Annotated in this window: 13 protein-coding genes; 10 read left to right on the plus strand and 3 right to left on the minus strand. The window is 32.7% G+C overall.

Features of this window, described 5'->3' with window-relative positions; translation table 11 throughout:
• Window positions 1-76 precede the first annotated feature (76 nt).
• The 5 genes from FEM21_RS02475 (at window position 77) to FEM21_RS02495 (ending at window position 3,976) form a co-directional block, all read left to right on the plus strand.
• Window positions 77-958: a pirin family protein gene (locus FEM21_RS02475; RefSeq protein ID WP_035657368.1), complete on the plus strand. Its 882-nt coding sequence runs from the start codon at window positions 77-79 to the stop codon at window positions 956-958.
• An 18-nt stretch (window positions 959-976) separates the two neighbouring features.
• On the plus strand, window positions 977-1,534 hold the full coding sequence (locus FEM21_RS02480) for a DUF4269 domain-containing protein (RefSeq protein WP_035657370.1): 558 nt from the start codon (window positions 977-979) through the stop codon (window positions 1,532-1,534).
• A gap of 126 nt (window positions 1,535-1,660) precedes the next feature.
• Window positions 1,661-1,996, plus strand: a complete 336-nt coding sequence (locus tag FEM21_RS02485) for a hypothetical protein (RefSeq protein ID WP_035657372.1) — start codon at window positions 1,661-1,663, stop codon at window positions 1,994-1,996.
• 122 nt (window positions 1,997-2,118) lie between these two features.
• Window positions 2,119-2,988 (plus strand): DUF808 domain-containing protein, encoded by an 870-nt coding sequence (locus FEM21_RS02490; RefSeq protein ID WP_035657374.1) that lies wholly within the window; start codon window positions 2,119-2,121, stop codon window positions 2,986-2,988.
• Window positions 2,989-3,088: 100 nt separating this feature from the next.
• Window positions 3,089-3,976: a carbon-nitrogen hydrolase gene (locus tag FEM21_RS02495; protein ID WP_035657377.1), complete on the plus strand. Its 888-nt coding sequence runs from the start codon at window positions 3,089-3,091 to the stop codon at window positions 3,974-3,976.
• Window positions 3,977-4,392: 416 nt separating this feature from the next.
• Here the strand turns inward: FEM21_RS02495 and FEM21_RS02500 are convergent, their stop codons facing one another.
• Window positions 4,393-5,652 carry an OmpA family protein gene (locus FEM21_RS02500; RefSeq protein ID WP_035657379.1) on the minus strand — a complete coding sequence of 420 codons (1,260 nt, stop codon included), beginning with the start codon at window positions 5,650-5,652 and terminating at the stop codon, window positions 4,393-4,395.
• 291 nt (window positions 5,653-5,943) lie between these two features.
• On the opposite strand from FEM21_RS02500, the gene FEM21_RS02505 reads away from it, so the two are divergent.
• Window positions 5,944-6,984 carry an agmatine deiminase family protein gene (locus tag FEM21_RS02505; RefSeq protein ID WP_035657381.1) on the plus strand — a complete coding sequence of 347 codons (1,041 nt, stop codon included), beginning with the start codon at window positions 5,944-5,946 and terminating at the stop codon, window positions 6,982-6,984.
• Between the two features lie 131 nt (window positions 6,985-7,115).
• On the opposite strand, the gene FEM21_RS02510 is transcribed toward FEM21_RS02505, so the two are convergent.
• Window positions 7,116-7,829, minus strand: a complete 714-nt coding sequence (locus FEM21_RS02510) for a DUF3307 domain-containing protein (RefSeq protein WP_035657383.1) — start codon at window positions 7,827-7,829, stop codon at window positions 7,116-7,118.
• The gene (locus FEM21_RS02515) at window positions 7,823-8,428 is read right to left on the minus strand and encodes a hypothetical protein (protein ID WP_035657386.1); all 606 of its coding nucleotides are present in this window, start codon (window positions 8,426-8,428) and stop codon (window positions 7,823-7,825) included. Before FEM21_RS02515 ends, FEM21_RS02510 begins: the two co-directional genes overlap by 7 nt.
• A 202-nt stretch (window positions 8,429-8,630) precedes the next feature.
• On the opposite strand from FEM21_RS02515, the gene recG reads away from it, so the two are divergent.
• The 4 genes from recG to FEM21_RS02535 all read left to right on the plus strand — a co-directional run bounded on the left by recG (window position 8,631) and on the right by FEM21_RS02535 (window position 16,448).
• Window positions 8,631-10,742, plus strand: a complete 2,112-nt coding sequence (recG, locus tag FEM21_RS02520; protein ID WP_035657387.1) for an ATP-dependent DNA helicase RecG — start codon at window positions 8,631-8,633, stop codon at window positions 10,740-10,742.
• A gap of 158 nt (window positions 10,743-10,900) precedes the next feature.
• The gene (locus tag FEM21_RS02525; protein WP_035657390.1) at window positions 10,901-11,959 is read left to right on the plus strand and encodes an efflux RND transporter periplasmic adaptor subunit; all 1,059 of its coding nucleotides are present in this window, start codon (window positions 10,901-10,903) and stop codon (window positions 11,957-11,959) included.
• Window positions 11,960-12,017: 58 nt separating this feature from the next.
• Window positions 12,018-15,113, plus strand: a complete 3,096-nt coding sequence (locus FEM21_RS02530) for an efflux RND transporter permease subunit (RefSeq protein ID WP_035657393.1) — start codon at window positions 12,018-12,020, stop codon at window positions 15,111-15,113.
• A gap of 24 nt (window positions 15,114-15,137) precedes the next feature.
• Window positions 15,138-16,448, plus strand: coding sequence for a TolC family protein (locus FEM21_RS02535; RefSeq protein WP_035657394.1), 1,311 nt, complete (start codon window positions 15,138-15,140; stop codon window positions 16,446-16,448).
• The last annotated feature ends 118 nt before the right edge of the window (window positions 16,449-16,566 follow it).

The following is a 16,566-nucleotide window of genomic DNA, read 5'->3' on the forward strand; positions in this document are numbered from 1 at the left end:
AGCTATTTTTGTTAATACAAAATACTATTTTACAATAGAATTGCTAATAATTAAATTGCTAACTAAAAATAATTGTATGTCAAATATCAACCTCATTATAGAAGAACGCGCTGCCGATATTGGTAATTTCCTGGTAGGCAGATTACTCCCTTTTCGTCAAAAACGTATGGTAGGTCCATTTATATATATCGATCACATGGGACCGGTAAAAATGAGTGAACGACAAAATTTTGATGTTTTACCACATCCGCACATTGGACTTTCTACCTTAACTTTTTTATTTGAAGGCAGTATTATGCATCGTGATACTTTGGGTAACGAAATCGAAATAAAACCAGGCGAAGTCAACTGGATGACAGCAGGAAAAGGTATTGTACATTCTGAACGTACTCCGGATTATTTACGTCATTCAGAAAAAAACATGCATGGATTACAAATTTGGATTGCCTTACCAAAGCATTTGGAACAAATGAATCCAGAGTTTTTTCATATTGAAAGTAACGAAATCCCTTTCTGGAAAGAAGATGATGTTGAATTCAAACTAGTAGCTGGTGAAGCATTTGGAAAAAAATCGGGTGTGCCGGTTTATAGCCCGATGTATATGATCGAAATCAAATCAGTTACAGAGAAAAAATTAAACATTGGAGAACATCTTTATGGTGAAGCCGGACTTTATATTCTGGAAGGCGGTATTATAAGTGATGGTAGTCAATATGGTCCTAAACAAATATTAGTATCGAAAAATAGTTCTCTTTGCGAATTTACAATCCAGCCTAATTCGACTATTTATATTTTTGGCGGAGAAGCTTATCCCGAAGAACGTTTTATTGACTGGAATTTTGTTTCGACCGATAAAGAATTAATCGAAAAAGCCAAGCAAAACTGGATTGATCAAAAATTTGACAAAATTGAAGGAGAAACTGAATTTGTTCCTTTGCCTACATATCCTAAAAAATAAAAACCATTTTTTAGTTAGATGGCAACCCAAAACATCGATTTTGATAACATTACTTATTTGCAAAGTGGTAATTTCAGGCAACAGCAAGCATATACCACTTTGAAAAATAATCAAATTTTGCTAAAACTTCAAGATTATAATCCTATTCTTGTAGGTACCATCCCCATAAACATTGATATAGAAAATAGTGATCTTGATATTATTTGTTTTACTAAAAATAAAGAAGAATTTAAGAAACTAATCTTAGCCAATTTTAGCAACGAAAAAAATTTCACAATAAGAGAACGTGTAATTTCTGGTAATTTAGCAATTATAGCCAATTTCATAATTGATGAATTCGAAATTGAAATCTTTGGACAAAACATCCCTGTCAAACAGCAATTTGGATACAGACATATGCTAATTGAAGACCAGCTGTTAAAAGAACATGGTGAACAATTCAGGCAGAAAATCATTGCTTTAAAACAACAAGGTCATAAAACGGAACCTGCGTTTGGAATAGCATTAGGTTTAACTGGAAATCCTTATTTGGAGTTACTTCGATTTGAAAAAAACAACAATAAATCAAATCTCTAAAATCTATTCTGCACTAGTTTTTGACTTGTAATTTTTTAAATAACAATCCAAAAGCTATGTTAAATAATTTAGATTTCCACTCTAAAATTCGTAATATTAAGTAACAAACTTTAAAATTATAGAATCATGGAAACTAATAATAGAAAATCAGAAAAAATAAACAAAGATATTGCTAGCAATTCGGAAACTGATAATTTAAAACTTAATAAAGAATTAGAAACTGATATTGACGGAAATAAAACAGTTGTAGACAGAGCCAGAGATTCACACGAAGATACACATGCTGTTTCAAACGAAATTGATCATGATGATCCCAATGCTAAGCGTGGTGTTAAGACAGATAAAGAGGCGATGAAAACTGTTGAAAATAAAGACTTAAATTCAGATATTACTCCTCATCGTTATCCTAATTCACATCCTGATAATCATAAGGACAGAGGAAACATGAAATTAGATGAATAAGAATTTCTTTCGATAGCAATCTTATATTATTTTTTCAAAATAATAATTAAAAAATTGTTTTTTTATAAATTGAATAAACCAAAAAAACAGTAGCTTCGCAACACTATATTAAAATAAAATTTATGGCATCAGGTTTTTTCGCACTATTAGATGATATCGCAGCAATTATGGATGATGTTGCAGTAATGAGTAAAGTTGCTGCAAAAAAAACAGCCGGAATTTTAGGCGATGACTTAGCAGTGAATGCCGAAAAAGCTTCAGGATTTGTTTCATCAAGAGAACTTCCTGTTTTATGGGCTATTGCAAAAGGTTCGTTTATTAATAAATTAATCATTTTGCCCATAGCCTTTTTACTGAGTGCCTTTTTCCCTGTAGCTATTGTCATTATTTTAGTTTTAGGAGGACTTTTTTTGGCTTACGAAGGTGCCGAAAAAATATATGAATTCTTTTTTCATCGAAATCATGCAAAATCAGATATTCTGACACAAAATTATACCGAAGCTGAAATTTTGGCTATGGAAAAAGACAAAATAAAATCGGCTATTATAACTGACTTTATTTTATCTGTCGAAATTGTGATTATTGCGTTAGGAACAGTAATCGAAGAATCTTTAAGTACACAAATTGCGGTAGTTTCGATAATTGCAATTCTGGCAACTGTAGGAGTTTATGGAATTGTAGCTTTAATTGTTAGAATGGACGAAGTAGGTTTTAAACTAATTGCATTAAGCACTAAAGAAAAAAGTTTTTCAAAATGGATAGGAAATATTTTAGTTCAGGCATTACCAAAAGTGATTAAGAGTTTAGCGGTAATTGGAACCATTGCTTTGCTTTTAGTATCTGGAGGAATATTTGCTCACAACATTGATTTCCTACATCATTTTGCTCCACAACTACCTTCTTTTGTAAAAGAATTTGCTCTGGGGTTGGTATTTGGATTTATCGTTTTGGGAATTGTAACTATTTTCAAAAAGGTATTGGGTAAAAAATAAAAAACATATTTTAATAGTAGTATAATGTAGTAGTATTTCCAAATACTATTATTTCAACTCTTCCTAAAAATAACTATTTTTGCAGTCTAAATTTTTATAGATGTCAAATAAGAAATACAAAATTGCCGTTATTCAATTGAATTTGAATGATATTGCCGAAAATAATCTAAAAAAGTGTATTAGCTGGGTTAGAGATGCAGCTGCACAAGGAGCAGAAGTGATCTCATTACCTGAATTATACAGCAGTCATTATTTCTGTCAGAGTGAAGATGTTGACAATTTTGCATTGGCTGAACCCTTATACAGTACTTCTTTTACTGCTTTTAGCGAATTAGCAAAAGAATTAGGAGTTGTAATCATTGTTCCTTTTTTCGAAAAAAGAATGGCAGGAATTTATCACAATAGCGCTTATATTATCGACACTGATGGAACTGAAGCCGGATTATACCGAAAAATGCACATTCCTGACGATCCTGCTTTTTATGAAAAATTCTATTTTACTCCGGGTGATTTAGGTTTTAAAAATAATCCAACTAAAAAAGGAAACATCGGAACTTTAATATGCTGGGATCAATGGTATCCGGAAGCAGCTCGTATAACGGCGCTGAAAGGAGCTGAAGTTTTATTTTATCCAACAGCAATTGGTTGGCATCCACAGGAAAAAGAACAATATGGCGAAAACCAATATGGTGCTTGGATGAATGTAATGAAAGGACATGCTGTGGCTAATGGTGTTTATGTTGCTGCTGCAAACCGAATTGGTTTAGAGCAATATTTACCTGATACTCCTGGAATTGAATTCTGGGGAGCTTCATTTATTGCTGGTCCGCAAGGAGAAATTTTGGCGCAAGCCTCGCATGACAAAGAAGAAATATTAATTGCTGAGGTAGATTTAGATTTGCAGGAAAATGTACGTCAGAACTGGCCGTTCTTTAGAGACCGAAGAATTGATGCTTTTGGGGAAATTACTAAAAGAGCTATTAATTAGAAAGATATTTTTTTAGAATAAAAAAGGGGAAAACTATTCGTTTTCCCCTTTTTGCTATCTGTAATTCAAAGATCAGTTCAAACTAGGCTGGTATATTTTTATTGTTCCATCTCCTTCACTACTCAATAACTAAACTCCTTTTTGTTAAGCTTTTAGCTGCTGGAATAAAAGAATTCCTTCGGAAGCATATTCTGTTAAAAATTGCAATTTTTTTTTTCACCTATACTAAATAAAAGTAGCTATAATAAAATTTAATTTTATAGTATTATTTCTATTTTTAAACTAAAGTAGATTTCGAATAATGACATTATAAAATATTTACATCCCGCCTAAAAATATGATATTAGTTGCAGGTATAAAAAAAGGCTGTCTCAATAATTGAAACAGCCTTTTTTAAAATTTATTTATAAAATTAATTACTTCACTCTGAAAGTAACTCTTCTTACGATTTGACGTGCTTCTTGAGAATTTTTATTTACAGAAGCATCTTCTCCATTACCTTTAACAGTTAATCTTGAAGCATCAATTCCAGCATTAATTAAAACACTTTTAACTGCTTCAGCTCTTTTTTGAGATAATTGTTGGTTGTAGCTTGAGTTACCAATTTCATCAGCATATCCTAAAACTTCAGCGCTCTTAGATGGATTATTTTTCAAGTATTTCACTAAGAAATCAACTCCAGATAATGATGTATTTGTTGGTTTTGATGAATTAAAATCAAAATAAACATTTACATATCCACCGTTAATCAACTCTTCAACTGTACTGTTAGTAGCGTTGTTAGTTGTGTTTTGTCCATATTTGTTATCTAAATAAGTTTCCAATGAATCTGGAACACCATTTTGGTTTTTATCAATAGATTGACCTTTTGTATTAACAGTAGCACCTGCAGGAGTATTTGATTCTAAATCGTATAAATCAGCTACACCGTCATTATCTGAATCAAGAATACCTGTTTCAACTAAAGTTAATCTTTCGTCTAATGCATCGTATTTATCTTTTGAATACCAGTCAGCATGTTTTTCGTTTTTACCTAAGTAAAAAGTTAAACCGATAGAAGCATTAAGAGTTACTCCGTCAAGAGCTCCAGTTCTTGCTAAACCTTTTCCATCAAAATTATAGTTTTGTCTTCCGTAAACTAATCCGCTTAAATCACCTGTTAAAGCAACACTGTTACCTAATTTAACCTGAGCAGTCAAACCAAGGATACCATGTCCCATGTAATCTTTCCCATTAAACCCGTTATCAGCGCTTAATTGAGAAACACCAAAACCTCCATGTGCTAATAAACCAATTGTATTAGTCCAAGTTTCAAAGTTTAATGTTCTTCCTAAGTTTATAACTCCTTGTAAACTTGTTCTAAGTAATGTAGTTTCAAAAGGTGCTGTATTATCACGCTCTTGAAATTTGTCATATCCAAAATCAAGTTTCAAACCAAATTTAGGATTAAACATGTATCTTGCTCCTAAATCAGCGTGAAAAAGATTAAGAGTAGCAGTAGAATAACCTGCTGTCATAGCTCTTAATGGTTTGTTTACACCACCATTTAGTTCAATAGACCATTTATCGAATGGATCTTTTTCAATACTACTTTTTACTGACGTTGTTGAAACATCTTGGGCACTTGCAGCGAACGATAATAACAACAAAGATATTGATGCGAATTTCTTTTTCATGATTATTAATTTTTAATTTATTTTTTGAAATCAGTGCAAATATAAATCATATAATTCTGATAATTGTTATTTTATAGTTATATAATTCCCATTTTTATTAAGATTTATATTCACAACGTTAGTTAAATCATAATGAAAAAGCTACAATTAAACTGATTATCAAAACATTAAGACTTAATTCACGTCTTCTTAAAAAAATGTTATTTTTTATTTATCAGGCAGTTTTTAAACACTTTTAAATTCTTTTTGAATGATTATATTTGCATTCTTAAAACAAATTAAGCCTTTTTTATGACTACAACTAACAGAAGATTTCCTGCTGAATGGGAAAAACAACAAGGAATTTTACTTTGTTTTCCACATAACGGTAAAGATTGGCCAGGGAAATATGAAGCAATTCAATGGGCTTTTATCGAATTCATTAAAAAAGTAAGCACATACGAAACTGTATTTTTAATCGTTGCTGATGAAAAACTCAAAGAGAAATTAAGTGATATGCTAGACAGAGCAAGAGTAAATCTTAATGCAGTTGAATTTATCATCCAAAAAACGAATAGAAGCTGGATGCGTGATTCAGGACCTATTGTAGTTTTCAATAATGGAAAAAGAGAAGCTTTAAACTTTAATTTTAATGGTTGGGCCAAATATTCCAATTATCAGTTAGACAAACACGTTCCTGCAAAAATTGCAGACACTTTAAACATACCGCTTACACAAGTAATATACAAAGGAAAACCTGTAATCCTTGAAGGTGGTGCTATTGATGTAAACGGAAAAGGAACTTTATTAACTTCAGAAGAATGCTTAATGCATCCTGATATCCAGGTACGCAATGCTGGTTTTACTAAAGAAGATTACGAAGCCGTTTTTAAAGAATACTTAGGAGTTACAAATGTGATTTGGCTTGGTGATGGAATCGAAGGTGATGATACTCATGGCCACATTGACGATTTAGCACGATTCATCAACGAAGATACTATTGTAACTATTGTAGAAACCGACAAAAACGATAACAACTACGCACCCTTACAAGACAATTTAAAGCGTTTACAAAATGCTAAATTAGAAAACGGAAAATCGCCTGTAATCGTTGCTTTACCAATGCCAAAACGCTTAGATTTTGAAGATTTACGTTTACCAGCAAGTTATGCTAACTTCCTGATTTTAAACAACTGCGTTTTAGTACCAACATTCAACGATGCCAATGATCGCGTAGCTTTAAACATCTTAGCAGAATGCTTTCCTGATAGAGAAATTATTGGAATTAGCGCTATCGACCTAATATGGGGGTTTGGAACCTTACATTGTTTAAGTCAGCAAATTCCTGTTTAATTTTTTACCTACCGCAAAGTTCACAAAAGTTTCGCAAAGTTTTTTTAAGACTTTGCGAAACTTTTTTTACAGATTATTATTTTTTTTTATGAAGCTTTGCGAAACTTTGCGGTAAAAATTCCGCAATTTGGTTAAACTATAAAACTCTTATAAAACATCGCACACAAAATCCCAAATCCAAAACTTAACAAAGTTCCTATTAAAATATACTCGGTCAAGCGAACATCTTTCGATTCTTTTAAATCACCAAACCTAAAAATAGACTTGGCTGCCAACAAAAAACCAATTCCCTCCCAGAAATTCAACACCACAAAAAAGAAGATAAATAACCGTTCCAGAATTCCGATATATTTCCCTGCATTATTAGTATTCCCCGCATCAACCTTTACAATTTGTTCACTCCATTTAGATAATAATACCTTTAAAATTATAGCACTCACATAAGTTACCAAAAGCAATGCAGTTATCAAGGCTAAATTTTGTTGCGAATACAAATTTTCTATAGAAATTTCGAACGGAAAATAACTATAAACAATACAAGTAATCACCATTAAATGCAACAATTGATCAATAAAAAACCATGTTTTTGCTGTTTTCTTTTTTTCGAAATACAATTTGGCACAATCAATTCCAAAATGACTCAATGCAATTAAAATTACAGCCAATAAATATTTAAAACTAAACTGTGTCGCAATAAGCAATAACAACAAATGTACTCCTATATGATAATACAAATATTTTGACCTGATTTTTCTCTTCTTTTTATCATTTACCCAAGTTGTAGGCTGCAATAAAAAATCACCTAATAAATGCGCTAAAAGCAAACTTAAAAATAGTACTACCATTGTTTTTTAATTTCTTGTTTGTAAAAAGCAATCATATTCTTGATCTCTTCATAACCAGCTCTTTTTAGCGAAGCACTTATGGAACTTTGACTTTTTCTATTCAAAATAGTAGCCAATTGATGCTGATTAATCTCTGGGTTTTCTAAAGCTTTTTTAATAATCTCTGCCGAAGTACTTGTCCAGTTGTCAGTAATCATAAGCATAAAAGAAAAAATAACCTCAAAAGTAGCATTAAATTCAGTCCAGGGAGTTTGTATTCCTAACGTTTGTTTTTTCAAAACCTCAAAACATTCCCCTGAATTAATAAAAGCAGTACCATTTGACTCTGTTATTTTATCAGCAGCATGATTAACATCTCCTATCCCTATTGCCATTCGTACATCTAGTACTTTATGCTGCTTAATGCTTGCTTTAATTAACAAGGCTATTTCAAGTGCATCTTCGGCAGGAATAAGCAACTGAAAACTATCTCCTCTAAAAATTTCCCAATCTTTAGGTTCATCTCCATATACACTTAAAATATTTTTCAAATCAGCTAGCCATATTTCCGAAGCCAATTTTCTCGAATGCATAATATCTCCGGTAATTACTGCTTTCATATTTTTATTTTTATGCAATATACAAAAATATCGTCAAATAAAACGATATTTTTAATTATCGCTTAATTAAACGATATTTTCAATTATCGTCGAATAAAACGATAGTAAATCACAAATGCACATTTTCAGAATTCCTAATTATAAACTATCTTCGTTCTTTAAAATTTAAAGATTGAAGCAATCTAAAATCTAAAATCAATTCATGTCTTCTAACAATCTCCTACTTACTCCTATCGAATACCTTAAAGGCGTTGGTCCCAGCAGAGGTGAATTACTTCGAAAGGAATTGGGGATTTATAAATATGCTGATTTACTAAATTTTTATCCAAATCGCTACATCGACAGAACCCGCTATTATAAAATAAACGAGTTACAAAATAACATTGCCGAAGTTCAAATTATTGGTAAAATCATCAATATAAAAACAGTCGAATTTGCTAAAGGCCGAAAACGTCTGGTCGCTACTTTTGTAGACGACACAGGTCAAATGGAATTGGTTTGGTTTCAGGGACACAAATGGATTCGGGAATCTTTAAAGCTAAACCAAATTATTGTCATTTTTGGAAGATGTACTTCGTTTAACAACATGTACAATATGGCGCATCCCGAAATTGAATTGTGGAGCGAACACGAACAAAGTTTACGTTCAGCCATGCAGCCTGTTTATCCTTCGACTGAAACCTTGACGAATCGAGGCATTTCAAACCGGGTGATTAACAAAATGATGCAGCAATTGTTTTTAGAGACACAAGCCTTATTTACAGAAACTTTACCCGATTATTTAACGCAGGAATTGAAGTTAATTCCAAAAAATGCCGCGCTATTTAATATCCATTTTCCTAAAAGTGCCGATGCTTTGGCAAAAGCCCAATTTCGATTAAAATTTGAAGAATTATTTTTCATTCAGATCCAGCTAATAATGAAAAATCTAATTCAGAAACATAAAATTAAAGGGCTTCCATTTAATAAAGTAGGACATTTTTTTAACGAATTTTACCAGAATCATCTTCCTTTCGAACTAACTAATGCTCAAAAAAGAGTAATTAAAGAAATTCGAACTGATATGGGAAGTAATGCCCAAATGAACCGTTTATTACAAGGTGATGTAGGTTCAGGAAAAACGATCGTTGCTTTTATGAGTATGCTTTTAGCAATCGATAATGGTTTTCAGGCCTGCTTAATGGCACCTACCGAAATTTTAGCAAATCAACATTTTATTGGGCTTTCAGAATTAGCTAAAAAACTAAATATAAATATTAAAATACTTACTGGTTCAAGTAAAACTTCAGATAGAAAAATCATTCATGAAGAACTTGAAAATGGAAGTTTGCAAATTCTTATTGGCACACATGCTTTACTCGAAGACAAAGTAAAATTCCAAAATTTAGGTTTAGCAATTATTGATGAGCAACACCGATTTGGGGTAGAACAACGTTCTAAATTATGGAAAAAAAACAATGTTCCGCCACACATTTTGGTCATGACCGCTACTCCTATTCCGCGAACTCTAGCTATGAGTTTGTATGGCGATTTAGATATTTCAGTTATTGACGAATTGCCGCCTGGCCGAAAACCTATTCAAACCGTGCATCGTTACGATAGCAATCGTTTAAAAATCTGGAAATTTATTCGGGACGAAATTGCTATTGGCCGCCAAATTTACATTGTCTATCCATTAATTCAGGAATCAGAAAAAATGGATTATAAGGATTTAATGGATGGTTACGAAAGTATTTCCAGAGATTTTCCGTTACCGCAATATGCCATTTCTATTGTTCACGGCAAGATGAAACCTGCCGATAAAGATGCCGAAATGAAACGATTTTCCGAAGGAAAAACGAATATTATGGTGGCTACAACAGTAATTGAAGTTGGAGTAAATGTTCCAAATGCTTCGGTAATGATTATCGAAAGTGCCGAACGCTTTGGTCTTTCACAGCTGCATCAATTACGCGGACGTGTTGGTCGTGGTGCTGAGCAAAGTTATTGCATCCTGATTACAGATCACAAATTAAGTTCCGACAGCAAAACCCGAATGGAAACCATGGTGCGTACAAATGATGGCTTCGAAATTGCCGAAGTTGATTTAAAACTCCGTGGACCAGGAAATCTTATGGGAACGCAACAAAGCGGCGTACTCAATCTTCAAATCGCCGATATTGTTAAAGACAGAGAAATTCTATCTCTTGCAAGAGCTCATGCTATAAAAATTCTTTCAGATGATGCGCCTTTGCAAAAACCGGAACATGCCGTTTTAAGAGCTGTTTATATGGAATTAACAAAGAAAAAAAATATTTGGAATTATATCAGTTAAAAGACTAATTTTAAAGCTGTCATCTTCAAAAAACAGAATGTTTTATTTTTTTTATAAAAACTAAATAAACCTTTCGTAAAAAATGATATCAAAGCTAAATTACAACCATAAAAACTGACTATAAAAAACCATCTTAAATTCTTCTCTCCCTCATCATTATGAAAATAAAAAACTTAGTTTACGCTTTACTGATTATCAGCTTTGGTGCTTTTGTCACCTATCGAATTATGGAAAATAAAAAAAAATCTGAAAATTCTAAAGACAAGTCAGATAAGAAAAGTCCAATTGCAGTAAACGGAATAGTCATAAAACCACAAACTTTTGATAATAATTTATCCTTATCAGGTTCTATTGAAGCCAATGAACAAGTAGAAATCCGCTCAGAAGTTTCAGGAATTGTAGAAAGTATTAATTTTAAAGAAGGTAGTAATATCAATAAAGGACAATTACTTTTTAAGGTTAATGATACCGAACTAAGAGCGCAATTAAGCCAAACAATTACCAAAGAAAAACTGGCTGGAGAAAATGAACGCCGAGCCAATCTTTTATTACAAAAAGAAGCTATAAGTCAGGAAGAATACGATATTGCAAAAGCAGAATATGCTTCGGCAAAAGCACAAAGTCAGTTAATAAAAGCCCAAATAGCTAAAACTTCGGTAAGAGCGCCGTTTTCGGGAAAAATTGGATTACGTTCTATTTCACAAGGAACTTACATCACTCCTACCGTTTTAGTCACTAAATTAGTTAATATCGAAAAAGTAAAAATCAGTTTTTCAATTCCTGAAAAATATGCAGCTCAGATAAAAATGGGTACTCTAATCGAAATTACTGTTTCAGGTTCTACTAAAAAATATACTGCAAAAATATATGCCATTGAGCCCGAAGTTGAAGTAACCACACGTACTTTAAAAATTCGCGCTATTGCTGATAATATTGATGGAAAACTATTTCCAGGAACTTTTGCCGATGTAAAACTGCCACTCAACATCGTTAACGAAGCCATTGTAATTCCTACAGAAGCCATCGTTCCTGTACAGGAAGGAAAAAAAGTTTTTATTTCGAATATGGGTAAAGCCAAAGAAATAATGGTAGAAACCAGCACCAGAACCGATGCTTCGATTTTAATTCTTTCAGGATTAAACCAAGGAGACACTTTGATAACCAGTGGTGTAATGTCCTTAAAAAACGATACTCCTGTAAAAGTGAAAGTAAAATAGATTTTAAAAGAAGAAAGATTCAAATTAAAAAATCTAAAATCACAAATCTGCAATCTCAATGAGTTTATCCACCACAAGTATAAGAAGACCTGTTTTAACAATAGTTTTAAACCTTTTAATTATAATATTTGGTTTTATTGGCTATACTTTTTTAGGCGTCAGAGAATTTCCTTCGATAGATCCTGCACAAGTTTCTATTCGAACAAATTATACCGGAGCTAATGCTGATATTATCGAATCCCAAATTACCGAACCGCTGGAAAAAGCAGTAAATGCTATTGATGGTGTTCGAAATATTACCTCTTCCAGTAATCAGGGAAGCAGCAATATTACTATCGAATTTAATTTAGATAAAGACCTTGAAAGTGCTGCTAATGATGTACGTGACAAAGTTTCGCAAGCCGTTCGAAATTTACCTAAAGATATCGATGCTCCACCTGTAGTTTCTAAAGCCGATGCCGATAGTGAGTCCATCATTTCGATGACACTTCAAAGCGACACCAGAAACTCATTAGAACTAAGTGATTATGCCGAAAATGTTATTTCGCAACGGTTAGAAACGATTCCGGGAGTAAGCGGAATCCAAATTTGGGGACAAAAACGCTATGCCATGCGTTTATGGATTGATCCTGTAAAATTAGCAGCTTATGGCTGTACCGTTGCCGAAGTGCGCGATGCCTTAAATGCTCAAAACGTAGAATTACCATCTGGAAAACTAACCGGAAATAATACGGAGTTAACGGTAAAAACCATTGGTAATTTATCTACTGCTGAAGAATTTAATAACATCATTATTCGTACCGAAGGAGATAAAATTGTTCGTTTTAGCGATGTAGGAAATGCTACACTTGATGCCGAAAACGTAGAAACCCAAATGACACAATCAGGACTTCCTATGATTGGTCTGGCTATTGTTCCAATGCCGGGAGCTAATTATTTAGATATTTCGAAAGAATTTTACAAAAAATACGAAGCTCTAAAAAATGATTTACCTAAAGACATGAAAATCGATATTGCGCTTGACAATACGGCTTTTGTAAAAAAATCAGTATGGGAAGTAGTCGAAACCTTAGGAATTTCGATCGTATTGGTAATTATCATTATTTATTTATTTTTTAGAGATTGGGCTATAGCTTTCCGTCCTTTAATTGATATTCCGGTTTCGTTAATTGCTACGTTTTTTATCATGTGGCTTTTCGGATTTTCAATTAATGTGTTGACACTTTTAGCTATCGTTTTGGCAACAGGATTAGTGGTTGATGACGGAATTGTAGTTACCGAAAATATTTTCAAAAAAGTTGAAGAAGGCATGACGCCTATTGAGGCTGCCATCAAAGGTTCTAACGAAATTTTCTATGCTGTAATTTCGATTTCGGTAACACTTGCAGCGGTGTTTCTTCCTGTAATTTTTCTCGAAGGTTTCGTTGGGCGACTCTTTAGAGAATTTGGAGTCGTCATAGGAGCTGCCGTATTAATTTCGGCTTTTGTGGCATTAACATTAACACCTATGTTAAATGCTTATTTAATGAAAGGCGGCGAACAGAAAAAATCTAAATTTTATCTAAAAACCGAACCTTTTTTCGAAAAATTAAATAGCGGTTATGCTGATTCTTTGAAAGGTTTTATGGCTAAAAAATGGATTAGTTTTCCTATTTTGATTGTTTGTTTTGGAATTATTTATTTGTTTTTTACGATACTTCCAAAAGAAACTGCTCCTTATGATGATCGTAGTTCGGTTACCATGCGTATGACAACTCCTGAAGGTTCTACCTATGAATATACCGATCGCTTTATGCAGGAAATTTCAAAATTAGTTGATGATTCGATTCCTGAAAAAAAAGTAAGTCTGGTTATTTCTTCACCTAGTTTTGGTGCTGCTTCTGTCAACACTGGAATGGTTCGGTTAGCATTAAAAGATGCCAGCGAAAGAGAAGCTTCTCAAAAAGATATTGCTGATAAATTATCAAAATGGACTAAACAATATCCTAATGCTAAAACATCAGTAATTCAGCAGCCTACCATTGCTGTAAACAGACGTGGTGGTTTGCCAATTCAATACATTATTCAGGCGCCAACATTTGAAAAACTGCGTGAAAAAATTCCTCTTTTTATGGAAGAAGTAGGTAAAAGCGATGTTTTCTCGATTACCGATGTGAATTTGAAATTCAACAAACCCGAAATTAATGTCACTATCGATCGTGCTAAAGCGCAAAGTTTAGGAATTTCTATTCTGGATATTGCTCAAACCTTACAACTTTCGCTAAGCGGACAACGTTTTGGTTATTTTATTAAAAACGGAAAACAATATCAGGTAATAGGACAATTTAATCAGGAAGACCGTTCGAAACCACTTGATTTAACTTCTATTTTTGTCAAAAATAATAAAGGCGAATTGATTCAAATGGATAATGTAGTTCGTATTGAAGAGCAAAGTAATCCACCACAATTGTACCATAATAACCGTTACATGTCGGCAACGGTTTCGGCTGGATTAGCGCCAGGAAAAAGTATTAGCGACGGAATTAATACTATGAACGAAATAAAAAATAAAGTGCTCGACAGTACTTTTACTACTGATTTAAGTGGAGAATCTAGAGATTTTGTCGAAAGTAGCTCGAATACTTCTTTTGCATTTGGACTGGCATTATTATTAATATTTCTAATCTTGGCAGCACAATTTGAAAGTTTTATTGATCCGTTAATTATCATTCTTACCGTTCCTATGGCGGTTGCCGGAGCCTTATTTTCATTGTGGTTATTTAATCAAACCTGGAATATTTTTAGTCAAATTGGTACCGTAATGCTTATTGGTTTAGTTACCAAAAACGGAATTTTAATTGTCGAATTTGCTAATCAATTACGGGAACAGGGAAAATCAAAATACGACGCCATTATGGAAGCTTCAGAAGCACGTTTACGTCCTATTTTAATGACCAGTTTAGCCATTGCCTTAGGAGCTTTACCTATTGCTATGTCACTTGGAGCAGCCTCAACTAGTAGAATTGGGATGGGAGTGGTTATTGTAGGAGGGACTATTTTCTCTTTAATTTTAACCTTATTTGTTATCCCGGCTCTTTATTTTATGTGGTCCAGAGCTAAAAAACACTATCCGGAATTTGATCGTATTGACGAATACGAAAAAGAGAGTAAATAATTTATGCTAACAGCAAAACGTATTATGAATAAAAAAATAGTCATTCACAGTCTCCTTTTATTCTTGATTTGCATTGTAAAAACAAATGCACAACAATCCTTATCTATAGAAGATGCTATAAAAATGGCATTAGAAAACAATTATGAAATAAGAATTGCCAGCAATGATTTAAAAGTATATCAAGCTAATAATGCTATTGGAAATGCTGGTATGCTTCCTACCCTGACGGCTAATGTTGTAGATAATAATAATATTCAAAATTTATCACAAATCCGTTTAGATGGTACCGAAAACAGTTTGAATAACGCTAAAAATAACAGTCTGAATTACGGTGTAAGTTTAGGCTGGACTATTTTTGACGGAATGGGTATGTTTGCAAGAAAAGAGCAGTTTGAAGAACTTCAAAAATTAGGAGAATCAGAATTAAAGCTGAGCATATTAACTAAAATTTCAGATGTCTATGCTACTTATTATGATTTGGTACAACAGCAACAGCAATTAGCCGCATTAGATTCTACACTGGTAATTTCTAACCAAAGATTGGATTTAGCACAAAACAGATTCAGTATTGGAAAAGCATCAAAATTAGAGGTTTTAAATGCTCAGGTAGATTTGAATACTGATAAAGTGACTTTACTGAAACAGAAGGAATTTTTTGCCAATACTAAAATTTTATTGAACCAAATTCTGGCTCGAGACACCAAAACTGATTTTACAGTAACTACTATTTTTAAAGTTGATGGTGATTTAAAATTAGCCGAATTAAACAATTTAGCACAAAAGCAAAATCCCCAATTAGAAGCCCAAATCATCAATAAAAGAGTAGCAGAATTACAGTTAAAACAAGCAAGAGCAACCCGATATCCTACAATAAGATTAACCTCAGGTTATAATTTTAGTGAAACCGAATCCAGTTTAGGGTTTACAACCCAGTCTTCTTCAAGAGGATTTAATTATGGATTTACAGCTTCATTGAATGTATTTGACGGTTTTAGACAGCATCGAAACGAAAAAATAGCCCATTTAGCCATTGAAAATGCAAAATTACAAATTGACCAACAAAATTTGAATATTGAAACGCAATTAGCAACGGCTTATCAAACGTATTTGACTAATTTAGAACTCATCGAATTAGAAAAAAACAACCAATCAATTGCTAAGCAAAACCTGTCAATTACATTAGATAAATTCCACATTGGTACCATCACCACATTAGAGTTTAGAACCGCACAATTAAATTATGTAAACGCTACCGTGCGTTATACAAATGCGCAATTTCAAGCTAAATTATCTGAAATTTCATTAAAAGAATTAGCTGGAAATCTGGATTATTAATACTAAGTTCTACGCTAAAATTATAAGCCTCAAATAGTACTTTAAAAAGTAGTATTTGAGGCTTATTTTTTTTCAATCGAGTTAATAAAGATGTCAATTTAAAAATTACATTTACTCA

Origin of the sequence: Flavobacterium seoulense, assembly GCF_000695795.1 — a bacterium.
Classification (GTDB): Bacteria; Bacteroidota; Bacteroidia; order Flavobacteriales; family Flavobacteriaceae; genus Flavobacterium; species Flavobacterium seoulense.